15 protein-coding genes are annotated in these 17514 nt (G+C 71.7%); 7 read left to right on the top strand and 8 right to left on the bottom strand.

The features are described 5' to 3' along the window. Positions 1–143: 143 nt before the first annotated feature. Together glpK and ACFXMF_RS07460 are read right to left on the bottom strand one after the other, a co-directional pair. On the bottom strand, positions 144–1667 hold the full coding sequence (gene glpK, locus ACFXMF_RS07455; protein ID WP_379992743.1) for a glycerol kinase GlpK: 1524 nt from the start codon (positions 1665–1667) through the stop codon (positions 144–146). Between the two features lie 76 nt (positions 1668–1743). Continuing rightward, a complete protein-coding gene (locus ACFXMF_RS07460; protein ID WP_360315059.1) occupies positions 1744–2454 on the bottom strand; it encodes an MIP/aquaporin family protein in 711 nt (236 codons plus the stop codon). 467 nt (positions 2455–2921) lie between these two features. Between ACFXMF_RS07460 and ACFXMF_RS07465 the strand changes: the two genes are divergently transcribed. The 6 genes from ACFXMF_RS07465 to ACFXMF_RS07490 all read left to right on the top strand — a co-directional run bounded on the left by ACFXMF_RS07465 (position 2922) and on the right by ACFXMF_RS07490 (position 9802). Further along, a complete protein-coding gene (locus ACFXMF_RS07465; RefSeq protein WP_360315061.1) occupies positions 2922–3689 on the top strand; it encodes an IclR family transcriptional regulator in 768 nt (255 codons plus the stop codon). A gap of 190 nt (positions 3690–3879) precedes the next feature. Continuing rightward, entirely contained in the window at positions 3880–5454 is a 1575-nt protein-coding gene (locus ACFXMF_RS07470; protein WP_379991953.1) for an FAD-dependent oxidoreductase, read from the top strand. 84 nt (positions 5455–5538) lie between these two features. Continuing rightward, on the top strand, positions 5539–7284 hold the full coding sequence (locus ACFXMF_RS07475; RefSeq protein ID WP_380020562.1) for a sigma-70 family RNA polymerase sigma factor: 1746 nt from the start codon (positions 5539–5541) through the stop codon (positions 7282–7284). Between the two features lie 124 nt (positions 7285–7408). Then, positions 7409–8194 carry a CAP domain-containing protein gene (locus ACFXMF_RS07480; protein WP_360315067.1) on the top strand — a complete coding sequence of 262 codons (786 nt, stop codon included), beginning with the start codon at positions 7409–7411 and terminating at the stop codon, positions 8192–8194. 181 nt (positions 8195–8375) lie between these two features. Next, positions 8376–8564, top strand: coding sequence for a DUF1059 domain-containing protein (locus ACFXMF_RS07485; protein ID WP_360315069.1), 189 nt, complete (start codon positions 8376–8378; stop codon positions 8562–8564). A 185-nt stretch (positions 8565–8749) separates the two neighbouring features. Further along, a complete protein-coding gene (locus ACFXMF_RS07490) occupies positions 8750–9802 on the top strand; it encodes a PHP domain-containing protein (RefSeq protein WP_379991951.1) in 1053 nt (350 codons plus the stop codon). Positions 9803–9805: 3 nt separating this feature from the next. On the opposite strand, the gene ACFXMF_RS07495 is transcribed toward ACFXMF_RS07490, so the two are convergent. After that, positions 9806–10408 carry a DoxX family protein gene (locus ACFXMF_RS07495; RefSeq protein WP_360315073.1) on the bottom strand — a complete coding sequence of 201 codons (603 nt, stop codon included), beginning with the start codon at positions 10406–10408 and terminating at the stop codon, positions 9806–9808. Between the two features lie 59 nt (positions 10409–10467). After that, entirely contained in the window at positions 10468–11475 is a 1008-nt protein-coding gene (gene ligD / locus ACFXMF_RS07500) for a non-homologous end-joining DNA ligase (protein WP_360315075.1), read from the bottom strand. A gap of 100 nt (positions 11476–11575) precedes the next feature. Between ligD and ACFXMF_RS07505 the strand changes: the two genes are divergently transcribed. Then, positions 11576–12640: an ATP-dependent DNA ligase gene (locus ACFXMF_RS07505; RefSeq protein WP_379991949.1), complete on the top strand. Its 1065-nt coding sequence runs from the start codon at positions 11576–11578 to the stop codon at positions 12638–12640. 51 nt (positions 12641–12691) lie between these two features. Here the strand turns inward: ACFXMF_RS07505 and ACFXMF_RS07510 are convergent, their stop codons facing one another. From ACFXMF_RS07510 to ACFXMF_RS07525, 4 genes are read right to left on the bottom strand one after another with little or no spacing between them, the layout of a single operon-like run. After that, positions 12692–14317 (bottom strand): trehalase family glycosidase, encoded by a 1626-nt coding sequence (locus ACFXMF_RS07510; RefSeq protein ID WP_360315079.1) that lies wholly within the window; start codon positions 14315–14317, stop codon positions 12692–12694. Position 14318: 1 nt separating this feature from the next. Then, positions 14319–15158, bottom strand: coding sequence for a carbohydrate ABC transporter permease (locus ACFXMF_RS07515; RefSeq protein ID WP_360315081.1), 840 nt, complete (start codon positions 15156–15158; stop codon positions 14319–14321). A gap of 15 nt (positions 15159–15173) precedes the next feature. Further along, positions 15174–16133 carry a sugar ABC transporter permease gene (locus tag ACFXMF_RS07520; RefSeq protein WP_360315083.1) on the bottom strand — a complete coding sequence of 320 codons (960 nt, stop codon included), beginning with the start codon at positions 16131–16133 and terminating at the stop codon, positions 15174–15176. A gap of 12 nt (positions 16134–16145) precedes the next feature. Continuing rightward, positions 16146–17435 carry a sugar ABC transporter substrate-binding protein gene (locus ACFXMF_RS07525; RefSeq protein ID WP_360315085.1) on the bottom strand — a complete coding sequence of 430 codons (1290 nt, stop codon included), beginning with the start codon at positions 17433–17435 and terminating at the stop codon, positions 16146–16148. Positions 17436–17514: the final 79 nt, after the last annotated feature.

Here is a 17514-nt window from a genome sequence, read left to right on the forward strand (position 1 = left end):
CCCCGCGGGCCGCTCGGGCCCACCCCCCCTAACACCCCGCGTCCCCCCCTCCCCGCTCTCCCGGGTGTTGTTCACGCTCAACCGCGGGGCGTGCACCGAGAGCGTGCTCGGTGCCCGCACGACCGTCCCGATCGCGGCGCCGCTCAGACCCCGGGGACCGGATCGCCCTCCTCGACCCAGTCCATCGTGCGCGCCACCGCCTTGCGCCAGTTGCGGTAGCCCAGATCGCGGGTGGCGTCGTCCATCCGCGAGGTCCATTCCGCGGCGCGGTGCCAGTTCGCCCGCAGCGAGTCCAGGTCCGGCCAGTAGCCGACCGCGAGCCCGGCCGCGTACGCCGCGCCCAGCGCGGTGGTCTCGGCCACGAACGGGCGGGCCACCGGGGCGTCCAGCACGTCGGCGATGGTCTGCATGAGCAGGTTGTTGGCGGTCATCCCGCCGTCCACCTTGAGCGTGGCGAGCTTGACGCCGGAGTCGCGTTCCATCGCGTCCACCACTTCGCGGGTCTGCCAGGCGGTGGCCTCCAGCACGGCGCGCGCGATGTGCCCCTTGTTCACGTACGCGGTCAGACCCGCGATCACCCCGCGCGCGTCCGAGCGCCAGTACGGCGCGAACAGGCCGGAGAAGGCCGGCACGAAGTAGGCGCCACCGTTGTCCTCGACGGTCAGCGCGAGCGTCTCGATCTCGGCCGCGGTGCCGATCAGTCCCATCTGGTCGCGCATCCACTGCACCAGCGAACCGGTGACCGCGATCGAACCCTCCAGCGCGTAGACCGGCGCCTCCTTGCCGAGCCGGTAGCCGACCGTGCTGAGCAGGCCGTGGTGCGACTGCACGATCCGCGATCCGGTGTTGATCAACAGGAAGCTGCCGGTGCCGTAGGTGCTCTTGGCCTCGCCCTCCTCGAAGCAGGTCTGCCCGAACAGCGCGGCCTGCTGATCGCCCAGCGCGGAGGCGACCGGGACGCCCTCCAGGATGCCCCGGGCGGTGCCGTACACCTCCGAGGAGGAGCGGATCTCGGCCAGCACCGAACGCGGCACGTCCATCGCCCGCAGGATCCGGTCGTCCCAGTCCAGCGTCTCCAGGTTCATCAACATCGTGCGCGAGGCGTTGGTGACGTCGGTGACGTGCACCCCGCCGTCCGGGCCGCCGGTGAGGTTCCACACCACCCACGACTCCATCGTGCCGAACAGGATGTCGCCGCGGTCGGCCCGCTCGCGCAGCCCCTCGACGTTGTCCAGCAGCCAGCGGATCTTGGGCCCGGCGAAGTAACTGGCGAGCGGCAGCCCGGTCTCGACCCGGAACCGGTCCTGGCCGACGTTGCCGCCCAGTTCGCGACACAGCGCGTCGGTGCGGGTGTCCTGCCACACGAGCGCGTTGTGCACCGGCACCCCGGTATGGCGGTCCCACAACACGGTGGTCTCGCGCTGGTTGGTGATGCCCAGCGCGCGGATCTGCTCGCGGCGGATGCCCGCCTGGGCGAGCGCGCCGGCGACCACGGCCTGCACCACGCCCCAGATCTCGGCGGCGTCGTGCTCGACCCACCCCGGACGGGGGAAGATCTGCCGGTGCTCGCGCTGGTCGACGGCGACGATGCGCCCGTCCGCGCCGAAGATGATGCATCGGCTGGACGTGGTGCCCTGGTCGATCGCGGCGATGTAGGTGTCGGACATGGCTCCTCTTCCGAAGGATCCGAGGGAAAGGTCGGGGTCGGTGCGCACGCGGGGGGCGGGCGGCGCACGCGCGGACTCAGTATGCGAGCCGGTACAGCCCGCCGGCCGCCAGCCCGCCCAGGGTGGGACCGACCACGGGGACCCACGCGTAGGCCCAGTCCGAGCCGCCCTTCTTGGGAATGGGCAGCAGCGAGTGTGCCAGGCGCGGGCCGAGGTCGCGGACCGGGTTGATGGCGTAGCCGGTCGGACCGCCCAGGGACAGGCCGATGCCCACCACCAGGAGCGCGGTCATCAGGATGCCGGTGCCGGAGAGGGCGAGCCCGTCGGTCAGGCCCTGGGTCAGGATCACGATGACCAGCACGGTGGTGGCTATCGTCTCGGTGATCACGTTCTGCACCGGGTTGCGGATCTCCGGCGAGGTGGCGAACACGCCGAGCACCGGTTCGCCGTGCTCCTTGAACTGACCCAGGTAGGTGGCCCAGGCCAGCACCGCGCCGATCACCGCGCCGGTGAACTGCCCGGCGAGATACACCGGCACCTTGTCCCATTCCCCCGTCTTGACGGCGATGCCGAACGTCACGGCGGGATTGAGATGGGCGCCGGACAACGACACGCTCGCGTACGCCCCGGCCAGCACCGCGAAGCCCCAGCCGAAGGTGATCGCCAGCCAGCCCGCGTTCTGCGCCTTGGATCGGTTCAGGGTGACCGCCGCACACACGCCGACGCCCAGGAGCAGCAGGATGGCCGTACCCAGGGTCTCGCCGATGAAGATCTTGTCGCTCGTCACAACAACACGGCCCCTTCTTGACTGCACGTTCGCGACTGCACGTTCGTGCCTGCACGGGTGGGACGGCGCCGGGTTCCGGCGCCGGACGGACGCACGGCGCGCCGGGATCGACGCGCCGTGCGGGGAAGCGGGAATCCGCGCCGCGTCGGGGCGGCGCGCAGGGACCGCCGCTGCGGTGCCGCGCAGTGGGTACGCCGGGCGGATCCGATCGCGTTCGGATCGGAATCGTCCGGGCCTGGTCCATTCGATGACTCTGACTGGCATTCGACATTGACGACCGCTGTCCGGCAGTGTTCTCCGCGGGTTGCGCCGCCGTCAAGAGTCCGTGAACATCTCGTTCCCGACCCCGCCCGTGAGCGCCGGGCCCGACGGGCGGACGGTGGACCCGACCGGCATGTGTACGACCGCTGTTCTACATTGCCAACCCGATCTTCATTGCCAACCTGATCTTCGATGGAGGAGTGGGTATGCCCGGTCCCATCCAGTCGCTCGAACGCGCAGCGGCGATCCTGCGGCTGCTCGCCGGCGGCGAACGGCGCTTCGGCCTGAGCGAGGTGGCCACCACCCTGGGTCTGGCCAAGGGCACCGCGCACGGCATCCTGCGCACGCTGCACCAGGAGGGGTTCGTCGAGCAGGACGCCAAGAGCGGCAAGTACCAGCTCGGCGCCGAGTTGCTCCGGCTGAGCAGCTCCTACCTGGACGTGCACGAGTTGCGCGCCCGGGCCCTGGTCTGGGCCGACGATCTGGCCCGGGCCAGTGGCGAGAGCGTGCGCATCGGCGTGCTGCACAAGGGCGGCGTGCTGGTCGTCCATCACGTCTTCCGGCCCGACGACAGCCGCCAGGTGCTGGAGATCGGCGCGATGTTGCCGCTGCACTCCACCGCCTGGGGCAAGGTGCTGCTCGCGGTCGACCCGGCCGCGCGCGCCGAGTTGGACGAGCGCGACCCGGTCGCCTTCACCGCCCGCACGCTGACCGACCCGGTCGCCATCGACGCGGAGAGCGTGACGGTGCGCGAACGCGGCTGGGCGTGCGACAACGAGGAGTCGGTCCTGGGCCTGGCGGCCATCGCCGCACCGATCCGCGACCGGCGCGGCACGCCGCTGGGCGCGGTGGGCATCAGCGGCGCGGTCGAGCGGATCATCGCCGACGGCGCACCGCGTCCCACGCTGGTGGCCTCGGTGCGCGACGCGGCACGCGCCATCTCGCGCGACCTGGGTGCCACCTTTCCGTACTGAGATCTGCTATATCGACCTATTTCGGACGCCGCGCCGCGCTTCGCCGTCCGGCGCGGACCGGGGCACTTGACCACTGCCCGACCGGCAATGAAAACTGTCGTTCGTCGTTCGACAATGCCGACCACGTAGATTCGGATCGGGACTCCGTCCCACCGCTTCGCGGCCCGGCCCAGTGGAAAGAAGACGCGTGATGAGCACCGCCACGGATCCGACCGTTCCCGCTCGTGCCCACAGCCGCGCCGAACTCTCGCGCGGCACCCACGACCTGCTCGTCATCGGTGGCGGCATCCTCGGCACGGCGGTGGCCTGGACCGCGGCCCAGACCGGGTTGCGGGTGGCCATGGTCGACGCGGGCGACTTCGCCGGCGCCACCTCGTCCGCGTCCTCCAAGCTCGTCCACGGCGGCCTGCGCTACCTACAGACCGGCAACCTCAAGCTGGTCGCGGAGAACCACCGCGAACGCCGCACGCTGGCCCGCGACGTGGCCCCGCACCTGGTGCGACCGTTGTCCTTCCTGGTGCCGGTCTACAAGGACGGCCCGCACGGCTCGGCCAAGCTCGGCGCCGGCGTGTTCCTGTACTCGGCGCTGTCCGCGTTCGGCGACGGCATGGGCAAGGTGATCGGCCCCGAGAACGCGCTCGAACTCGTCCCGGCCCTGCGCAAGGAGGGCCTGCGCCGCGCCGCGGTGTACGGCGACCACCAGATGAACGACAGCCGCGTCGCGGTGACCACCGTGCGGGCCGCGGTCGAGGCCGGCGCGGTGGTGCTCAACCACGCCGAGGTGGTCGGCCTGCGCAAGGACCCCGGCGGCCGGGTCACCGGCGCCGAACTGCGCGACCGGCTCGACGGCACCGAGTTCGGCGTGCACGCGCGGGTCGTGCTGAACGCGACCGGCCCGTGGGTGGACCACCTGCGCCGGATGGAGGACCCGACCGCCGAGCCGAGCATCCGGCTGTCCAAGGGTGTGCACCTGGTGCTGCGTCAACAGCAGCCGTGGCGGGCCGCGTTGACCATCCCGATCGACAAGTACCGGGTGTCCTTCGCGATTCCGTGGGAGGAGCACCTGCTGCTCGGCACCACCGACGAGGCCTACGAGGGCGACCCGGGCAAGGTCTCCCCCACCGAGGCCGACATCGCCCAGATCCTGGACGAGGCGGGCAGCGCGGTGGACCCGCCCCAGTTGCGCCGCGAGGACATCACCTACGCGTTCGCGGGCCTGCGGGTCCTGCCCGGCGGCGCGGGCGCCACGAGCGAGGCCAAGCGCGAGACCGTGGTCACCGAGGGGCGCGGCGGCATGTTGTCGGTGGCGGGCGGCAAGTGGACCACCTACCGGCACATCGGCCGGACCGTGCTGGACAAGCTGGCCAAGGCCGGCGTCGTGGCCCTGGAGCAGGACATGGCGACCCCGCTGCGCCGGGTGGCACTGCCGGGCTCGGCGAACCCCGAGGCGGTGGCCCACCGGCTGCTCGGCGAGGCCACCCCCGAGGACGGCGTGGACCCGGTGGTGGCCCGCCACCTGGCGTCGCACTACGGCAACCTCGCCTACGACCTGGCCGCGCTGGTGCGGGGCGACCGCGAACTCGGCGAGCGCATCCACCCGGACGGGCCGGACATCTGGGCCCAGGTGGCCTACGCGCGCGCCCACGAGTGGGCGATGACGGTGGACGACGTGCTGCGCCGCCGGACCACGGTGACCATTCGTGGGCTGGACACCCCCGAGGTGCGCTCCCGGGTCGAGAAGCTGCTGGCGACCCGGCCGAACTGAGCGACGGCCGGCGGCGCCGGGTCGGTACGTTCGGAACTCGTTCGGCGATTTCCGTTATCCGCGCCGCCCCGGACGCTCTCCCGAGTGGCGGATGCCCGGGAGTGGGCCCGGCACGCCGGTCGAGGAGAGTGGACGTACGTGGACAACGAGCCCAACACCGCCCTGGTCGTCGCGGCCCAGGGTGGTGATCTGCGTGCCCGGGACCGACTCGTGGCCGACTGGTTGCCGCTGGTCTACAACATCGTCGGCCGGGCGCTGAACGGGCACGCGGACGTCGACGACGTGGTGCAGGAGACCATGCTGTGCGCGGTGTCCGGCCTCGGCGACCTGCGCGATCCGGAGCGCTTCCGGTCCTGGTTGGTGGCCATCGCGGTCAATCAGGTGCGCCGTCGGCACGCCCGCCGGGCGACCACGACCCCGCTCGACGAGATCGCCGAATACCCGGACCCGGCAGCCGACTTCGCCGACCTGACCATCCTGCGGCTGGGCCTGTCCGGACAGCGCCGCGACGTCGCGGAGGCGACCCGCTGGCTGGACCCGGACACCCGCGAACTGCTCGCCCTGTGGTGGCTGGAGGCGGCGGGCACCCTGACCCGGGCCGAACTCGCCGCGGCCCTGGACCTGCCCGCGACCCACGTGGCGGTCCGGGTCCAGCGCATGAAGGAGCAGTTGGAGGCGGCCCGGGTGGTGGTCCGCGCCCTCGCCGCCGACCCGCGCTGTGCGCAGGCCGGCGCGCTGCTCGCGGCCTGGGACGGGCAGCCGACGCCGCTGTGGCGCAAACGCATCGCCCGCCACGCCCGCGGGTGTGGCGCGTGCGGCGCGCACCGGTACGACCTGGCCCCGGTCGAGGGCCTGCTCGCGGGCCTGGCCCTGCTGCCGCCCACCGCCGTCCTGCTGCACCTGCTCGCCCGGGGCCCATGGTCGGCGACCGGCGCGACGGCCCCCCTCGCCGCCCCGGGCCCGGCCACCCACCCGAGCCCGCCAGCCCAAGCGAGCCCACCCACCGACCCGAGCGCGCTCACCCACCCGGGCCCACCCACCGACCCGAGCGCGGTCACCCAGGCAGGTCCACCCACCCATCCCGGCCCGCCCGGCGCCACCGGCCCGGCCGCCCCGTCGCCCGGGACGCACGCGGCCCCGCCGGGCCACGCCGCGCCGCGCCCGAGTCGCCGCCCGCGCGGGCTCGCGCTCGGCGCCGCGGCAATCGGCCTGCTCGTCCTTGCCGCTGTCGTCATCGTCGACCGCCCCCACCACGCCCCGCCGACCCGAAACACGCCCGCCGCCCACCCGCCGGGCGCCGACGCCGCTCCGACGCCCACCACCGCGCCCACCACCGACCCGCGGCCCGCCACCGCGCCGAGCGCCACGCGGCCGGCCACGCCCACACCCACGACCGAGCCCGTCGGCACCCGCACGACCGCCTCCGCCTCCACCGACCCTCGGCCCCGGCTCGAACGTGCCGTGGTCGACCTGGTCAACGCGGCCCGCGCCGAGCACGGTTGTGCTCCGGTCCGGGTGGACGACCGGCTGCGCGGCGCCGCCCGCAAACACTCCGACGACATGCTCGCCCGCCGGTTCTACGACCACGTGACCCCGGACGGGGTGCGCCCCGACGCCCGGATCACCGCCGCCGGCTACCGGTGGCGGCAGTGGGGCGAGAACCTCGATCGGGGTCGGTCGGACGCCGCGTCGGTGGTCGCACAGTGGCTGGCCAGTCCGATCCACCGGGGCAACATCCTCGATTGCGGCTTCACCGACATCGGCGTCGGCGCCGCGGTCGGCCCGGGCGGCACGACCTGGTGGACCCAGATCTTCGCGACACCGGCCTGACCCGCCCCGCCCGCCCGGAACTCGATTCGGTATTTGTGTTATCCACCCGCGCCCCGCGGCTCTCCCAGGTGTCCCCGGCGTTCGTGCCGGGCGAGTAGCCGTACCTTTCGAGGAGTTGCGCATCGTGCAGTACCGACACCACCGGCTGTACCGACACCACCGGGCCGTGTCCACCACCCTCGCCGCGACACTGGCCGCGTTCGTGCTGGCCGGCTGCGGCTCGCCCGCCGAGCGGCACGACGGCGCGGCCCGGCCGGCGGCTCCGACCGACACCGCGGCCACGGCCCCCACGTCGGCGGCGCCCACCTCGCCCGCCCCCGGGCAGCCGGCCGGCAGCACCGGCCCGAGCACCGGCACCGCGCCCGCGACGCGCACGCCGACCCCGACCGGCAGCCCCAGCCGCGTCGGGACGAACGGCAAGGCCGCCCCGGCGACCAGGAGCACCCGACCCACCACTGCCTCGGCGGCGGACGGGCCGCCCGGGGCCAACCCCACCGTGCGCGGCAACCGGCCCGCGTCCCAGTCGAGTGCCGACGCCGAGGCGATGTCCCTGGAACTGCTCAACGCCGAACGCGCGAAGGTCGGCCTCCGGCCGCTCCGGGCGAGCACCGACCTGAGCGACTTCGCCCGCAAGTGGGCCGAACACATGCGTCGTACCGGCTTCGCCCACTCCGGCCCCGAGGCGGACGTCCTGGTCACCGGCGCCCGCACCGGCGTGGCCGAGAACATCGTGTGGTGGGGCGACCCGGCCATGACCGCCCGGCAGGCGGCCGAGAAGTTCCAGGACATGTGGCGACACAGCCCGGGCCACTACCGCAACCAGACCGACCCGACCCACACCGAGGCGGGCATCGGCATCTACCGCGACGAAACCGGCTGGTGGGGCGTGCACGAGTTCGCCAACGGCTAGCACCGGCCGGCGGCCCGGTCACCGCTGCGACCCGCGTCATCACGGGTCGCAGCGGCGGGGCCGGGCCACTCACCCGAGCCCGAAAATAGCCACAAAACGGACTAAACTATGACCATGGTCTCGCGCCGTCGTGCCCGGGACCGTGCCCCTCGGGGACGAGAGCCCAGTCCGGGAGGACGTCATGCGCAAGATCGTCGATTGCCGGGACATGCCCAGTGAGTCCGGGTGCACGCTCACCATCGCCGGCTCCGAGGACGAAGTCCTCGTGGCCGCCACCCAGCATGCCCAGACCGTGCACGGGCACACCGACTCGCCCGAACTGCGCGAGGAGATCCGCAAGGGCATGAAGGACGAGGAACCCGGTCGCTAGCCGTATTCACCCGCATCCCGAATTCACCCGCACCCGGGACACGCACCCGGTCGACGCCGGCTCGTGTTCCGCACCGCAACTCCCACGGGAACTCGCGCACCGGCTCCCGCGCCGACTCCCGCGGATGAACGCCGATCGGCCTACTCGCGCGGTTTACCCTCGCCCGGCGCGGCCACAGTCCCCCCATGGCTCCCCGACCCTCGCCCGCCTCCCCGCCCGGCCCCGCCCCCGACCCCGTGACCGCACTGGATCGCATCGCGTTCCTGCTCGAACGCGACCAGGCGCCGACGTACCGGGTCAAGGCGTTCCGGACCGCGGCCGCGGTGGTGGCCGGACTGACGCCCGACGAGTTGCGCCGCCGGGTCGAGCAGCGCACGCTCGGCGGGCTGAAGGGCATCGGCCCCAAGACGGCGGACGTCATCGAGCAGGCCCAGGCCGGCCGGCTGCCGGGTTACCTCGCCGACCTGGAATCCCGCCCCTCGCCGGTACCCACCGACGGCGCGGCGCTGCTGGCCGCGCAGCGCGGCGACTGCCACATGCATTCCGACTGGTCCGACGGCGGCAGCCCGATCGACGTGATGGCCCGCACCGCACGGGACCTGGGGCACGAGTGGGTCGTCCTGACCGACCATTCGCCGCGGTTGACCGTGGCTCGCGGTCTGACCGCCGAGCGGCTGCGCGCGCAGTTGCGCGTGGTGGCCGAACTCGCCGCCGAACTGGCCCCGTTCCGACTGTTGACCGGCATCGAATGCGACATCCTCGACGACGGCTCGCTGGACCAGGACCCGGATCTGCTCGCCCGCCTGGACGTGGTGGTCGCCTCGGTGCACTCCAAGCTGCGGATGGAGGAGCCGGCGATGACCCGCCGTCTGTTGACCGCGGTGCGCAATCCGCGGGTCAACGTGCTGGGCCACTGCACCGGTCGACTGATCGGGGGCAAGCAGCGCCCGGAGTCCACGTTCGACGCCGACGCGGTGTTCGCCGCATGTGCCGAGTCGCACACCGCCGTGGAGATCAACTGCCGCCCCGAGCGCCGGGATCCACCGTCCCGGCTGCTGCGCCGGGCGCTGGCCGCCGGGGTCTGCTTCTCGATCGACACCGACGCACACGCGCCCGGCCAACTCGACTGGCAGGGCCACGGTTGCGCCCGGGCCACCGCATGCGAGGTGCCGACGGACCGGGTGATCACCACGTGGCCCGTCGAGCGCCTGCTCGCCTGGGCCGGCGCCGGCCGCTGAGCCCTACTCGGCCGGTGTGTCCGTCTCGTCCTGGGCGGCGGCCCGGCGGCGGCCGATCACCGCGGCGGCCGCGGCCGCGCTGCCGGTGAACGCGATGCCGACCACCCACGGGCGGTCCAGCACGTGGCAGGTCAGGTGGTCCACCGAGAACCGCCCGGGGCCGGCGAGACCGAGCCCGGCCGCGACGAAGCCGAGGAACGCCGGATACTCGAAGCCGCCCGATTGCGCGAAGAAGCCGGCCGGCGCGTGTACCGCGACCGCACCCGCCATCGCGCCGGCCGCCGCCGCGCCCGCCGCGGGAGTGGCCAGGCCGAGCGCGAGGAGCACCCCGCCGCCCGCCTCGCCGAGACCGGCCGCGATCGCACTCTGCCGACCGGGCCGAAAGCCCATGTGTTCCATCGCCGAGCCGGTACCGGCCAGGCCGTGGCCGCCGAACCAGCCGAACAACTTCTGCGCGCCGTGTGCGAACAACACGCCGCCGGTGCCCAGGCGCAGCGCGAGCAGACCCACGTCCTTGCGCACGGACAGCCGGGCGCGGGTCGAGAAGGGATGGTGGATCGACACGGGGTTGTGCACGGACAGCGGCGCACGAAACGACAGACACATGAGGGACTCTTTCCTGTCTCGGATCCCGATTTCGCATTCGGTGTTCGTGGATTTCGCCTTCAGTGTTCGCGGGCCCGGCTGGGTTGGACCCGGGGTGGTTCGCCGGGCATCTTGGGGTGATCCGGCGGATAGGGCAGGTCGCCCGCGCCGTGGTCGCGGGCCTGCCGCTCGGCCAGTTCGAGCGCCGGGCGCAGGTCGAAGGCGTGCTCCGACATGTCCGCGTGCACGTCGCCGAGCCGGGCGTAGCGCTCGGGCATGCTCGCGAGGTCGAAGTCGTCGGGGTGCGCGTCGTCGACCTCGTCCCAGGTCAGCGGGGCCGATACGGTCGCCCGGGCGGTGGGCCGCGGCGAGTAGGCGGCGGCGATGGTGCGGTCCCGGGCCATCTGGTTGTAGTCGACGAAGATGCGTTCGCCGCGCTCCTCCTTCCACCAGGCGGTGGTCACCCGATCGGGCATCCGCGCCTCCAGTTCGCGGCCCAGCGCGATCACCGCGCGGCGCACCCCGGTGAACTCCCACTCGGGCCGGACCGGCACGTAGAGGTGCAGGCCGCGGCCGCCGGAGGTCTTCGGCCAGGCGGTCAGCCGGTAGTCGGCCAGTACCTCGCGCATCGCGTGTGCGGCGCGGACCGCGTCGGCGAAGTCGGTGCCCGGTTGCGGGTCGAGGTCGATGCGCAGTTCGTCGGGGTGTTCGGTGGCGTTGCGTCGGACCGGCCAGGGGTGGAAGGTCAGGCAGCCGAGGTTGCCCGCCCAGACCAGTGCGGCCACGCTGTCGGGGGCCATCTCGTCGGCGTGCCGACCGCTGGGGAAGGTGATCCGGGCGGTGGGGATCCAGTCCGGCAGGTATTTGGGCACCCGCTTTTGGAAGAACGACTCACCGTCCACACCCTCGGGGAAGCGTTGCAGGGTGGTGGGTCGATCCCGCAAACCGCGCAGCAGGCCACCGCCGACCGAGATCAGGTAGCGAACCACGTCACCCTTGGTGAAGCCGCGTTCCGGGTAGTAGATCTTGTCGACGTTGCTCACCCGGACGGACCTGCCGTCGACCTCGAATTCCTCGGCAGCGCTCATTCCTCAGGGTAGGCAGATTTGCCCCGCTTCGTCCCGATGGCGTGCCGCCGTTCGGCCGCTGCGGAGGCGACCGGTGCGGCGCCCGAGCACACTGAGCCGCATGCGCCTTCCCGTGATGCCCCCGGTCAAGCCGATGCTCGCCAAGGCCGCCGCGCGGATTCCCGCCGGCCTGCACTACGAGGCCAAGTGGGACGGGTTTCGGGCGATCGTCTTCCGGGACGGCGACGAGGTGCTGATCGGCAGCCGTAACACCAAGCCGCTGGATCGTTACTTTCCGGATGTGGTGGACGCGGTGTTGCGGCTGCTTCCGTCACGCTGCGTACTGGACGGCGAGCTGGTCATCGCCCGGGACGGACGGCTCGACTTCGATCGGCTCCAGGACCGGATCCACCCGGCGGCCTCGCGGGTGCGGTTGCTGGCCGAGACCACCCCGGCGTCGTTCGTGGCGTTCGACCTGCTGGCGCTGGGCGACCGGGCGTATCTGTCGCGTCCGCTGACCGAGCGGCGCGCCGCGCTGGAGCGGGCGCTGGCCGAGGTGTCGGCGCCGATCCACCTGGCGCCCGCCACCACCGATCGGGGCGTGGCGCAGGATTGGTTCGACCGGTTCGAGGGCGCGGGCCTGGACGGCGTCGTGGCCAAGGACCCGGCCGGGCCGTATCTGCCGGATGTACGGGCGATGGTCAAGGTCAAGCACGAGCGCACCGCGGACTGCGTGGTGGCGGGCTATCGCGAGCACAAGTCGGGCCCGGTGGTGGGTTCGCTGTTGCTCGGTCTGTACGACGACCGTGGTCGGCTGCAACACGTGGGTGTCAGTGCGGCGTTCACCGCGGCCCGGCGGGCCGAGTTGGTCGAGGAGTTGGCGCCGTACCGGATGGCGGATCCGGCCGGGCATCCGTGGGCGCACTGGGCCGAGGCCGAGGCGCACGAGGCGGATCGGCTGCCCGGCGCGGTGACCCGCTGGTCGGGCGGTCGGCTGTCGGACTGGGTGCCGTTGCGGCCGGAATCGGTGTGCGAGGTGGCCTACGACCACGTCCAGGGCGACCGGTTCCGGCACACGACCCGGTTCCGCCGGTGGCGCACCGACAAGGATCCGGCCCAGTGCACGTATGAACAACTCGCCGAACCGGCCCGCTACGACCTGGCCGACGTGCTCGACGCCCGCTGAACCGCGCGTCCGGCCCGCCGTCGCCGGATGCGGCGACGGCGGGCGGTGTGCTCAGCTCCGGGCCAGGTCCACGAACAGCGCGCTGGACCAGCCGAATCCGGTGGTCGCCCGCCCGGCCCGGCCGCCGGTGAGCGGGTTCCAGTACTCGTACAACCCGCCGCCCTCGGCCACCATCCGCACCGTGCGTTCGGTCAACTCGTCGGCCACGTCCGGGTATCCGGAGCGGCGCAGGCCCTCGATCAACAGGTAGTTGACGTTGAGCCAGACCGGCCCGCGCCACATCGCCTCGGGATCGAAGTTCGGGTCGTCGAACGCCACGGTCGGCACCGGGCGTTCGCCCCAGAAGCTCGGCGAGCGCAGGTCCTCGACCAGTCGGTCGGCGATCTCGCGCGGCAACCGTCCGGTGAGCAGTGGCAGCAGTTCCAGCGGGGTGCGGACCGGGACCGTGCGGCCCGCCGAGACGGTGGTGAAACGTTTGCCGTCCCACCGCCGGGACACCAGGAGTTCGGTGTGCGCCGCGGCCCGCTCGCGCCAGGTCGCGGCCTCCTCGGTTCGGCCCAGTTCCTGGGCGATGTCGCCCAACACGTCGAACTGGAGCGCCAGATAGGCGTTCAGGTCCGGCGGCTCGGCGCGCGGGCCGTAGTCCCAGACCGGGCTGTCGTCCAGGCCGCTGGAGTACGGGTGCAGGTATTCGGCCAGGCCGTCGCCGTCCGGGTCGGAGTGGGTCAGCCACCATTCCTGGGAGCGGGCGATCGGCTCGTAGACCTCGGCCAGGAAGGCGAGGTCGGGGGCCGCCCGGTGGATCTTCCAGACCGCCCACGCGGTCAGCGGCGGCTTGGTCACCGGAACCGCGTCGCCGGCCGCGGCGGCGGGTGCCGCGTCCTCGCCCAGGGCCTGGCCGACGTGCTCGGCCAGCCGGGCCCGGTCCGAGCGCGGCAGGTCGTTGGTCTCGGCCAGCACGCCCTCGTCGTGCACGACGTCGGGGATCAGCCCGTCGGCGCGCTGGTGGGCGAGCAGGATCCGGATCTGGTCCCGGGCCAGTTCGGGGTCGCCGTGCCGCAGCGCGATGGCGTGGAAGTAGGAGTCCCAGTTCCACACGCCGACGTAGCCGAACCGGGACGGGACCAGGCCCTCCCGGCCGCCCGCGAAGCGGATCGGCAGCAGGTTCACCCCGAGCGTCCACCACGCCATCGCGGCGCGCTCCCGCAGGTCCGCGCGGACCGCCGGCATGCGCTCGAACCAGGCGTTCCAGCGCGCGCCGGCCGCGGCCAGGACGGCGGGCCCCTCGATCCGCGCGTCCCGGCCCACCAGCACCCGGCAGCCCTCGATCGCCGCCTCGTGCGCGGCGCCGTCCGCCGTCCGCCAGCGCGCCCGGGCACCGGTACCGATCAAGACGAGCGTGTCCGGATCGGCGAAGGCCAGGTGCACACCGCCCGCGAAGGAGATCCGGTCCGGGTGCGCGGAGCGGATCGGCAGCGGGTCGCCGCCCGCCGACTCGATCCGCAGCCCGGTGAGCACGGTCGTGTCGGTGAGTCGGGTCTCGTACTCGGACCGGGCGATCCACAGGTCGCCGTCCTCCTGCGCCAACACCAGCAGCCGCGAACCGCGGTCGGTGAAGGGGCGTTCGCGCAGGTCCGGCGCGACCCGGTCGAGCAGGTCGCGGTCGTGCGCCGTCATCTCAGCGGCCTCCCATGCCGGATGCCGCCATGCTGTTGATGATCTTCCGCTGCCCGATCATGAAGGCGATCAGCATCGGCACCACGGAGATCGTCGAAGCGGCGAGGAGCATGCCGTAGTCCAGTCCGCCGTGCTGGCCCTTGAACGAGGCGAGCAACATCGGAACGGTGAAGTTTTCCTCGGAGTTGAGGAAGATCAACGGGTAGATGAAGCTGTTCCAGCTGCCCAGGAAGACGATGATGCCGAGCGCGGCCATGCCGGGCTTGATGTTGGGCAGCACGATCCGGGTGAAGATCGTCCACCGGTTCGCGCCGTCCAGCCGGGCGGCCTCCTCCAGTTCGATCGGCACCGCCCGGATGAACTGGCGCATCATGAAGACCGCGAACGGGTTCGCGATGGCGGGCAGGATCAGCGCCAGGTGGGTGTCGATCCAGCCGAAGTGCGACAACATCACGTAGAGCGGCACCAGGGTGACCTGGGTGGGCACCATCTGGGTGAGCAGGAAGACCACGAACAGCGAGCGGGAGAACGGGAATTCGATCCGGGTGAAGGCATAGGCCGCCATCGAGGCGGTGAGCAGGGTGGCCACGACCGTGATCGCGGCGATGTAGAAACTGTTCCAGTAGGCGCGGCCGAACGGCATCGCGTCCAGGGCGTCGGGGAAGTTGCTCGCGCGCCAGGGGTCCGGCAGCCAGGCCAGCGGATCCTGGATCATCTGCCCCTCGCCCTTGAACGCGGTGAGCAGCATCCACACGAACGGGAACGTCATCAGCAGCCCGCCCACGATGAGCAGGGTGTGCAGTGCGACGGTGCCGACGCGTCGGCGGATGGCAGTGACCATCACGACCCTCCTCTCTTACGACTCGTAGTGGACGAAGCGCTTCTGCATGCCGAACTGGGCGACCGTGACCACGACCGTCATCAGCGTCAGGAGCAGGGCGGCGGCGCTGCTGGCGCCGAATTCGAACTTCTTGAAGCCCAGGTCGTAGACCTGGTAGACGATCGTGCGGGCGCCCTCGTTGTGGTCCGGGTCGACCAGCACGTAGATCTGGTCGAAGGCTTGGAACGAGCTGATCACCGCGACCACGAAGGAGAAGAAGATGGTCGGGGACAGCAGCGGCAGCGTGACGTGCCGGAAGATGCGCAACGGTCCCGCGCCGTCGATCCGGGCCACCTCGGTCAGGTGCGCCGGGATGGACTGCAGGCCGGCCAGGAAGATCACCACGTTCAGGCCCAGCGAGGACCAGATGGTCACCGCCGCGATCGCGACCATCACCCAGTCGGGGTCGTTGAGCCAGTCCGGCAGGGTGATGCCGAACCAGTCGTGCACGGTGTTGTTGAGCATCCCCAGGTCACCGCTGGCCAGCAACATCTGCCAGATCACCGCGACGGCCACCGAACTGGTGACCACGGGCAGGAAGTAGATCACCCGGTAGATGGTCTTGCCGCGCACGTTGTTGAGCGCCATCGCGATCAGCAGGGCGAGTACCAGCCCCACCGGCACCGTGATCAGGCCCAGGGTCAGCGTGTTGAGCACCGCGTCGCGGAAGGTGGGGTCGGAGAACTGGGTCTGGAAGTTGTCGAAGCCGACCCAGGACTTCTCACCCAGGCCGTCCCACTTCATGAAGGCCAGCACGACGGCGAAGCCCAGCGGTATCAGGGTGAAGACCAGCAGGGCGGCCAGTTGCGGCCCGAGGAAGAGGGCGGCCCACCACCGTTCCCGACGCCGCCGGCCCAAAAGGGTCCGGCGGCTGTCGGGCTTGTCGGTGGCCGGGCGCCGTGCGTCGGTGGTGCGGCTGAGCGTGGACGTGGTCACGGCGGCCCCCGGTCAGCTCAGTTTGCCGGAGACGAGCGAGCCGAGGTCGTTCATCGCCTGGTCGAACCCGACCTTGCCGGTCCACAACTTCAGCAGCAACTCGTTGATCTTCGCCGTCAGTTCCGGCACGCCGGCCTCTTCCGGGTAGTTGGCGAAGCCGCCGTCCCGGGCGTCGACGAAGGTCTGCGCGTGCGCCGGGTAGCCCTCCATCACCACGCTGTCCGCGCCCTTGACCGAGGGCACCGCGTTGCCGCCGCCCTTCAGGCGCAGGGTCTGGCCCTCCTTGGAGACGAACTCGGACATGAAGGTCCAGGCCGCCTGCGCGTTCTTGGCGTCCTTGTTGAGTGCCAGGAAGGAGGTGCCGACCGTCTGCGGCATCAACACGCCGGACTGGGACGGGAACGGCACGATGTCGTAGTTGTCCGGCTGCCCCTTCTTGACCGTGTCGATCATCCACCGTCCGCCCGCGGCGAAGCCGACCTTGTGCTTGATGAACTGCACGTCGGAGCCGTTGCCCTCGGGCAGGATGTCGGCGACCAGGAAGGTCCCGTTCTGGTAGCCGTCCGCCAATGCCTTCAATGCCTCGCGCGACTTGGGGTCGGTGTTGCCGACGAACTTGCCGCCGTCGTACACCTTGCCGCCGAAGCCGTTGATCATGCTGTAGGTCGAGCCGTACCAGTTGTAGAAGACCGAACCGGCCTTGTCCGCGCCCTTGAGCTTGCGGTTCATCTCCAGGAAGGTGGCCATCGTCCACTTGCCCTGCGCGTTCAGCGCGGCCGGGTCCTCGGTGATCCCGGCGTCCTTGAGCGTCTGCTTGTCGTACCAGAGCACCTCGGGGTTGGCGTCGTTCGGTATGCCGTAGATCTTGCCGTCCTTCTTCGCGCCGCCGTACAGCCCGTCGAAGAAGTCCTCCTGCTTGGCCTTGCTGTCGGGGGCCGCCATCTTCTCGTTGAGCGGCGCGAGCGCCCCGGCGGAAACGAATTTGCCGGCGAAGTCGTCACCGACGTAGAACACGTCGGGCGCGGTCTTGGAGGAGAGCTGGGTGAGCAGCTTGGCGTGGTAGTCGCTGTAGGACGGCACCGCCTGGAGCTTCAGCTTGATGTCGGGGTGGCGCTTGCCGAAGTCCTTCTCGAACTCCTTGAACCGGGCCAGTTCCTCGGGGTTGCCCCAGGTCGACCAGGTGACGGTGGTCTTGCCGGAGCCGGAGCCGGAGCCGCTGCTCCCGCCGCAACCGGTGGTTGCGGCGAGTGCGGCACCGACGGCCAGCACGGCGACGGTCTTCGCTGCGCGGGAAAATGACACGATGTGCCTCCGGGGGGAATGGTGCGGGACGTGCACGTACCGGGACCGGGCCCGCGCCCGTCGCCGACGGCGACGACGG

It is taken from the genome of Embleya sp. NPDC059213, from assembly GCF_042754445.1.
In the GTDB taxonomy this organism is placed as follows: Bacteria; Actinomycetota; Actinomycetes; order Streptomycetales; family Streptomycetaceae; genus Embleya.

Coding starts and splice junctions, on each gene's coding strand:
- glpK (WP_379992743.1), bottom strand. CDS start 1,667: ATGTCCGACACCTACATCGCCGCGATCGACCAGGGCACCACGTCCAGC.
- ACFXMF_RS07465 (WP_360315061.1), top strand. CDS start 2,922: ATGCCCGGTCCCATCCAGTCGCTCGAACGCGCAGCGGCGATCCTGCGG.
- ACFXMF_RS07470 (WP_379991953.1), top strand. CDS start 3,880: ATGAGCACCGCCACGGATCCGACCGTTCCCGCTCGTGCCCACAGCCGC.
- ACFXMF_RS07485 (WP_360315069.1), top strand. CDS start 8,376: ATGCGCAAGATCGTCGATTGCCGGGACATGCCCAGTGAGTCCGGGTGC.
- ACFXMF_RS07490 (WP_379991951.1), top strand. CDS start 8,750: ATGGCTCCCCGACCCTCGCCCGCCTCCCCGCCCGGCCCCGCCCCCGAC.
- ACFXMF_RS07495 (WP_360315073.1), bottom strand. CDS start 10,408: ATGTGTCTGTCGTTTCGTGCGCCGCTGTCCGTGCACAACCCCGTGTCG.
- ligD (WP_360315075.1), bottom strand. CDS start 11,475: ATGAGCGCTGCCGAGGAATTCGAGGTCGACGGCAGGTCCGTCCGGGTG.
- ACFXMF_RS07505 (WP_379991949.1), top strand. CDS start 11,576: ATGCGCCTTCCCGTGATGCCCCCGGTCAAGCCGATGCTCGCCAAGGCC.
- ACFXMF_RS07510 (WP_360315079.1), bottom strand. CDS start 14,317: ATGACGGCGCACGACCGCGACCTGCTCGACCGGGTCGCGCCGGACCTG.
- ACFXMF_RS07515 (WP_360315081.1), bottom strand. CDS start 15,158: ATGGTCACTGCCATCCGCCGACGCGTCGGCACCGTCGCACTGCACACC.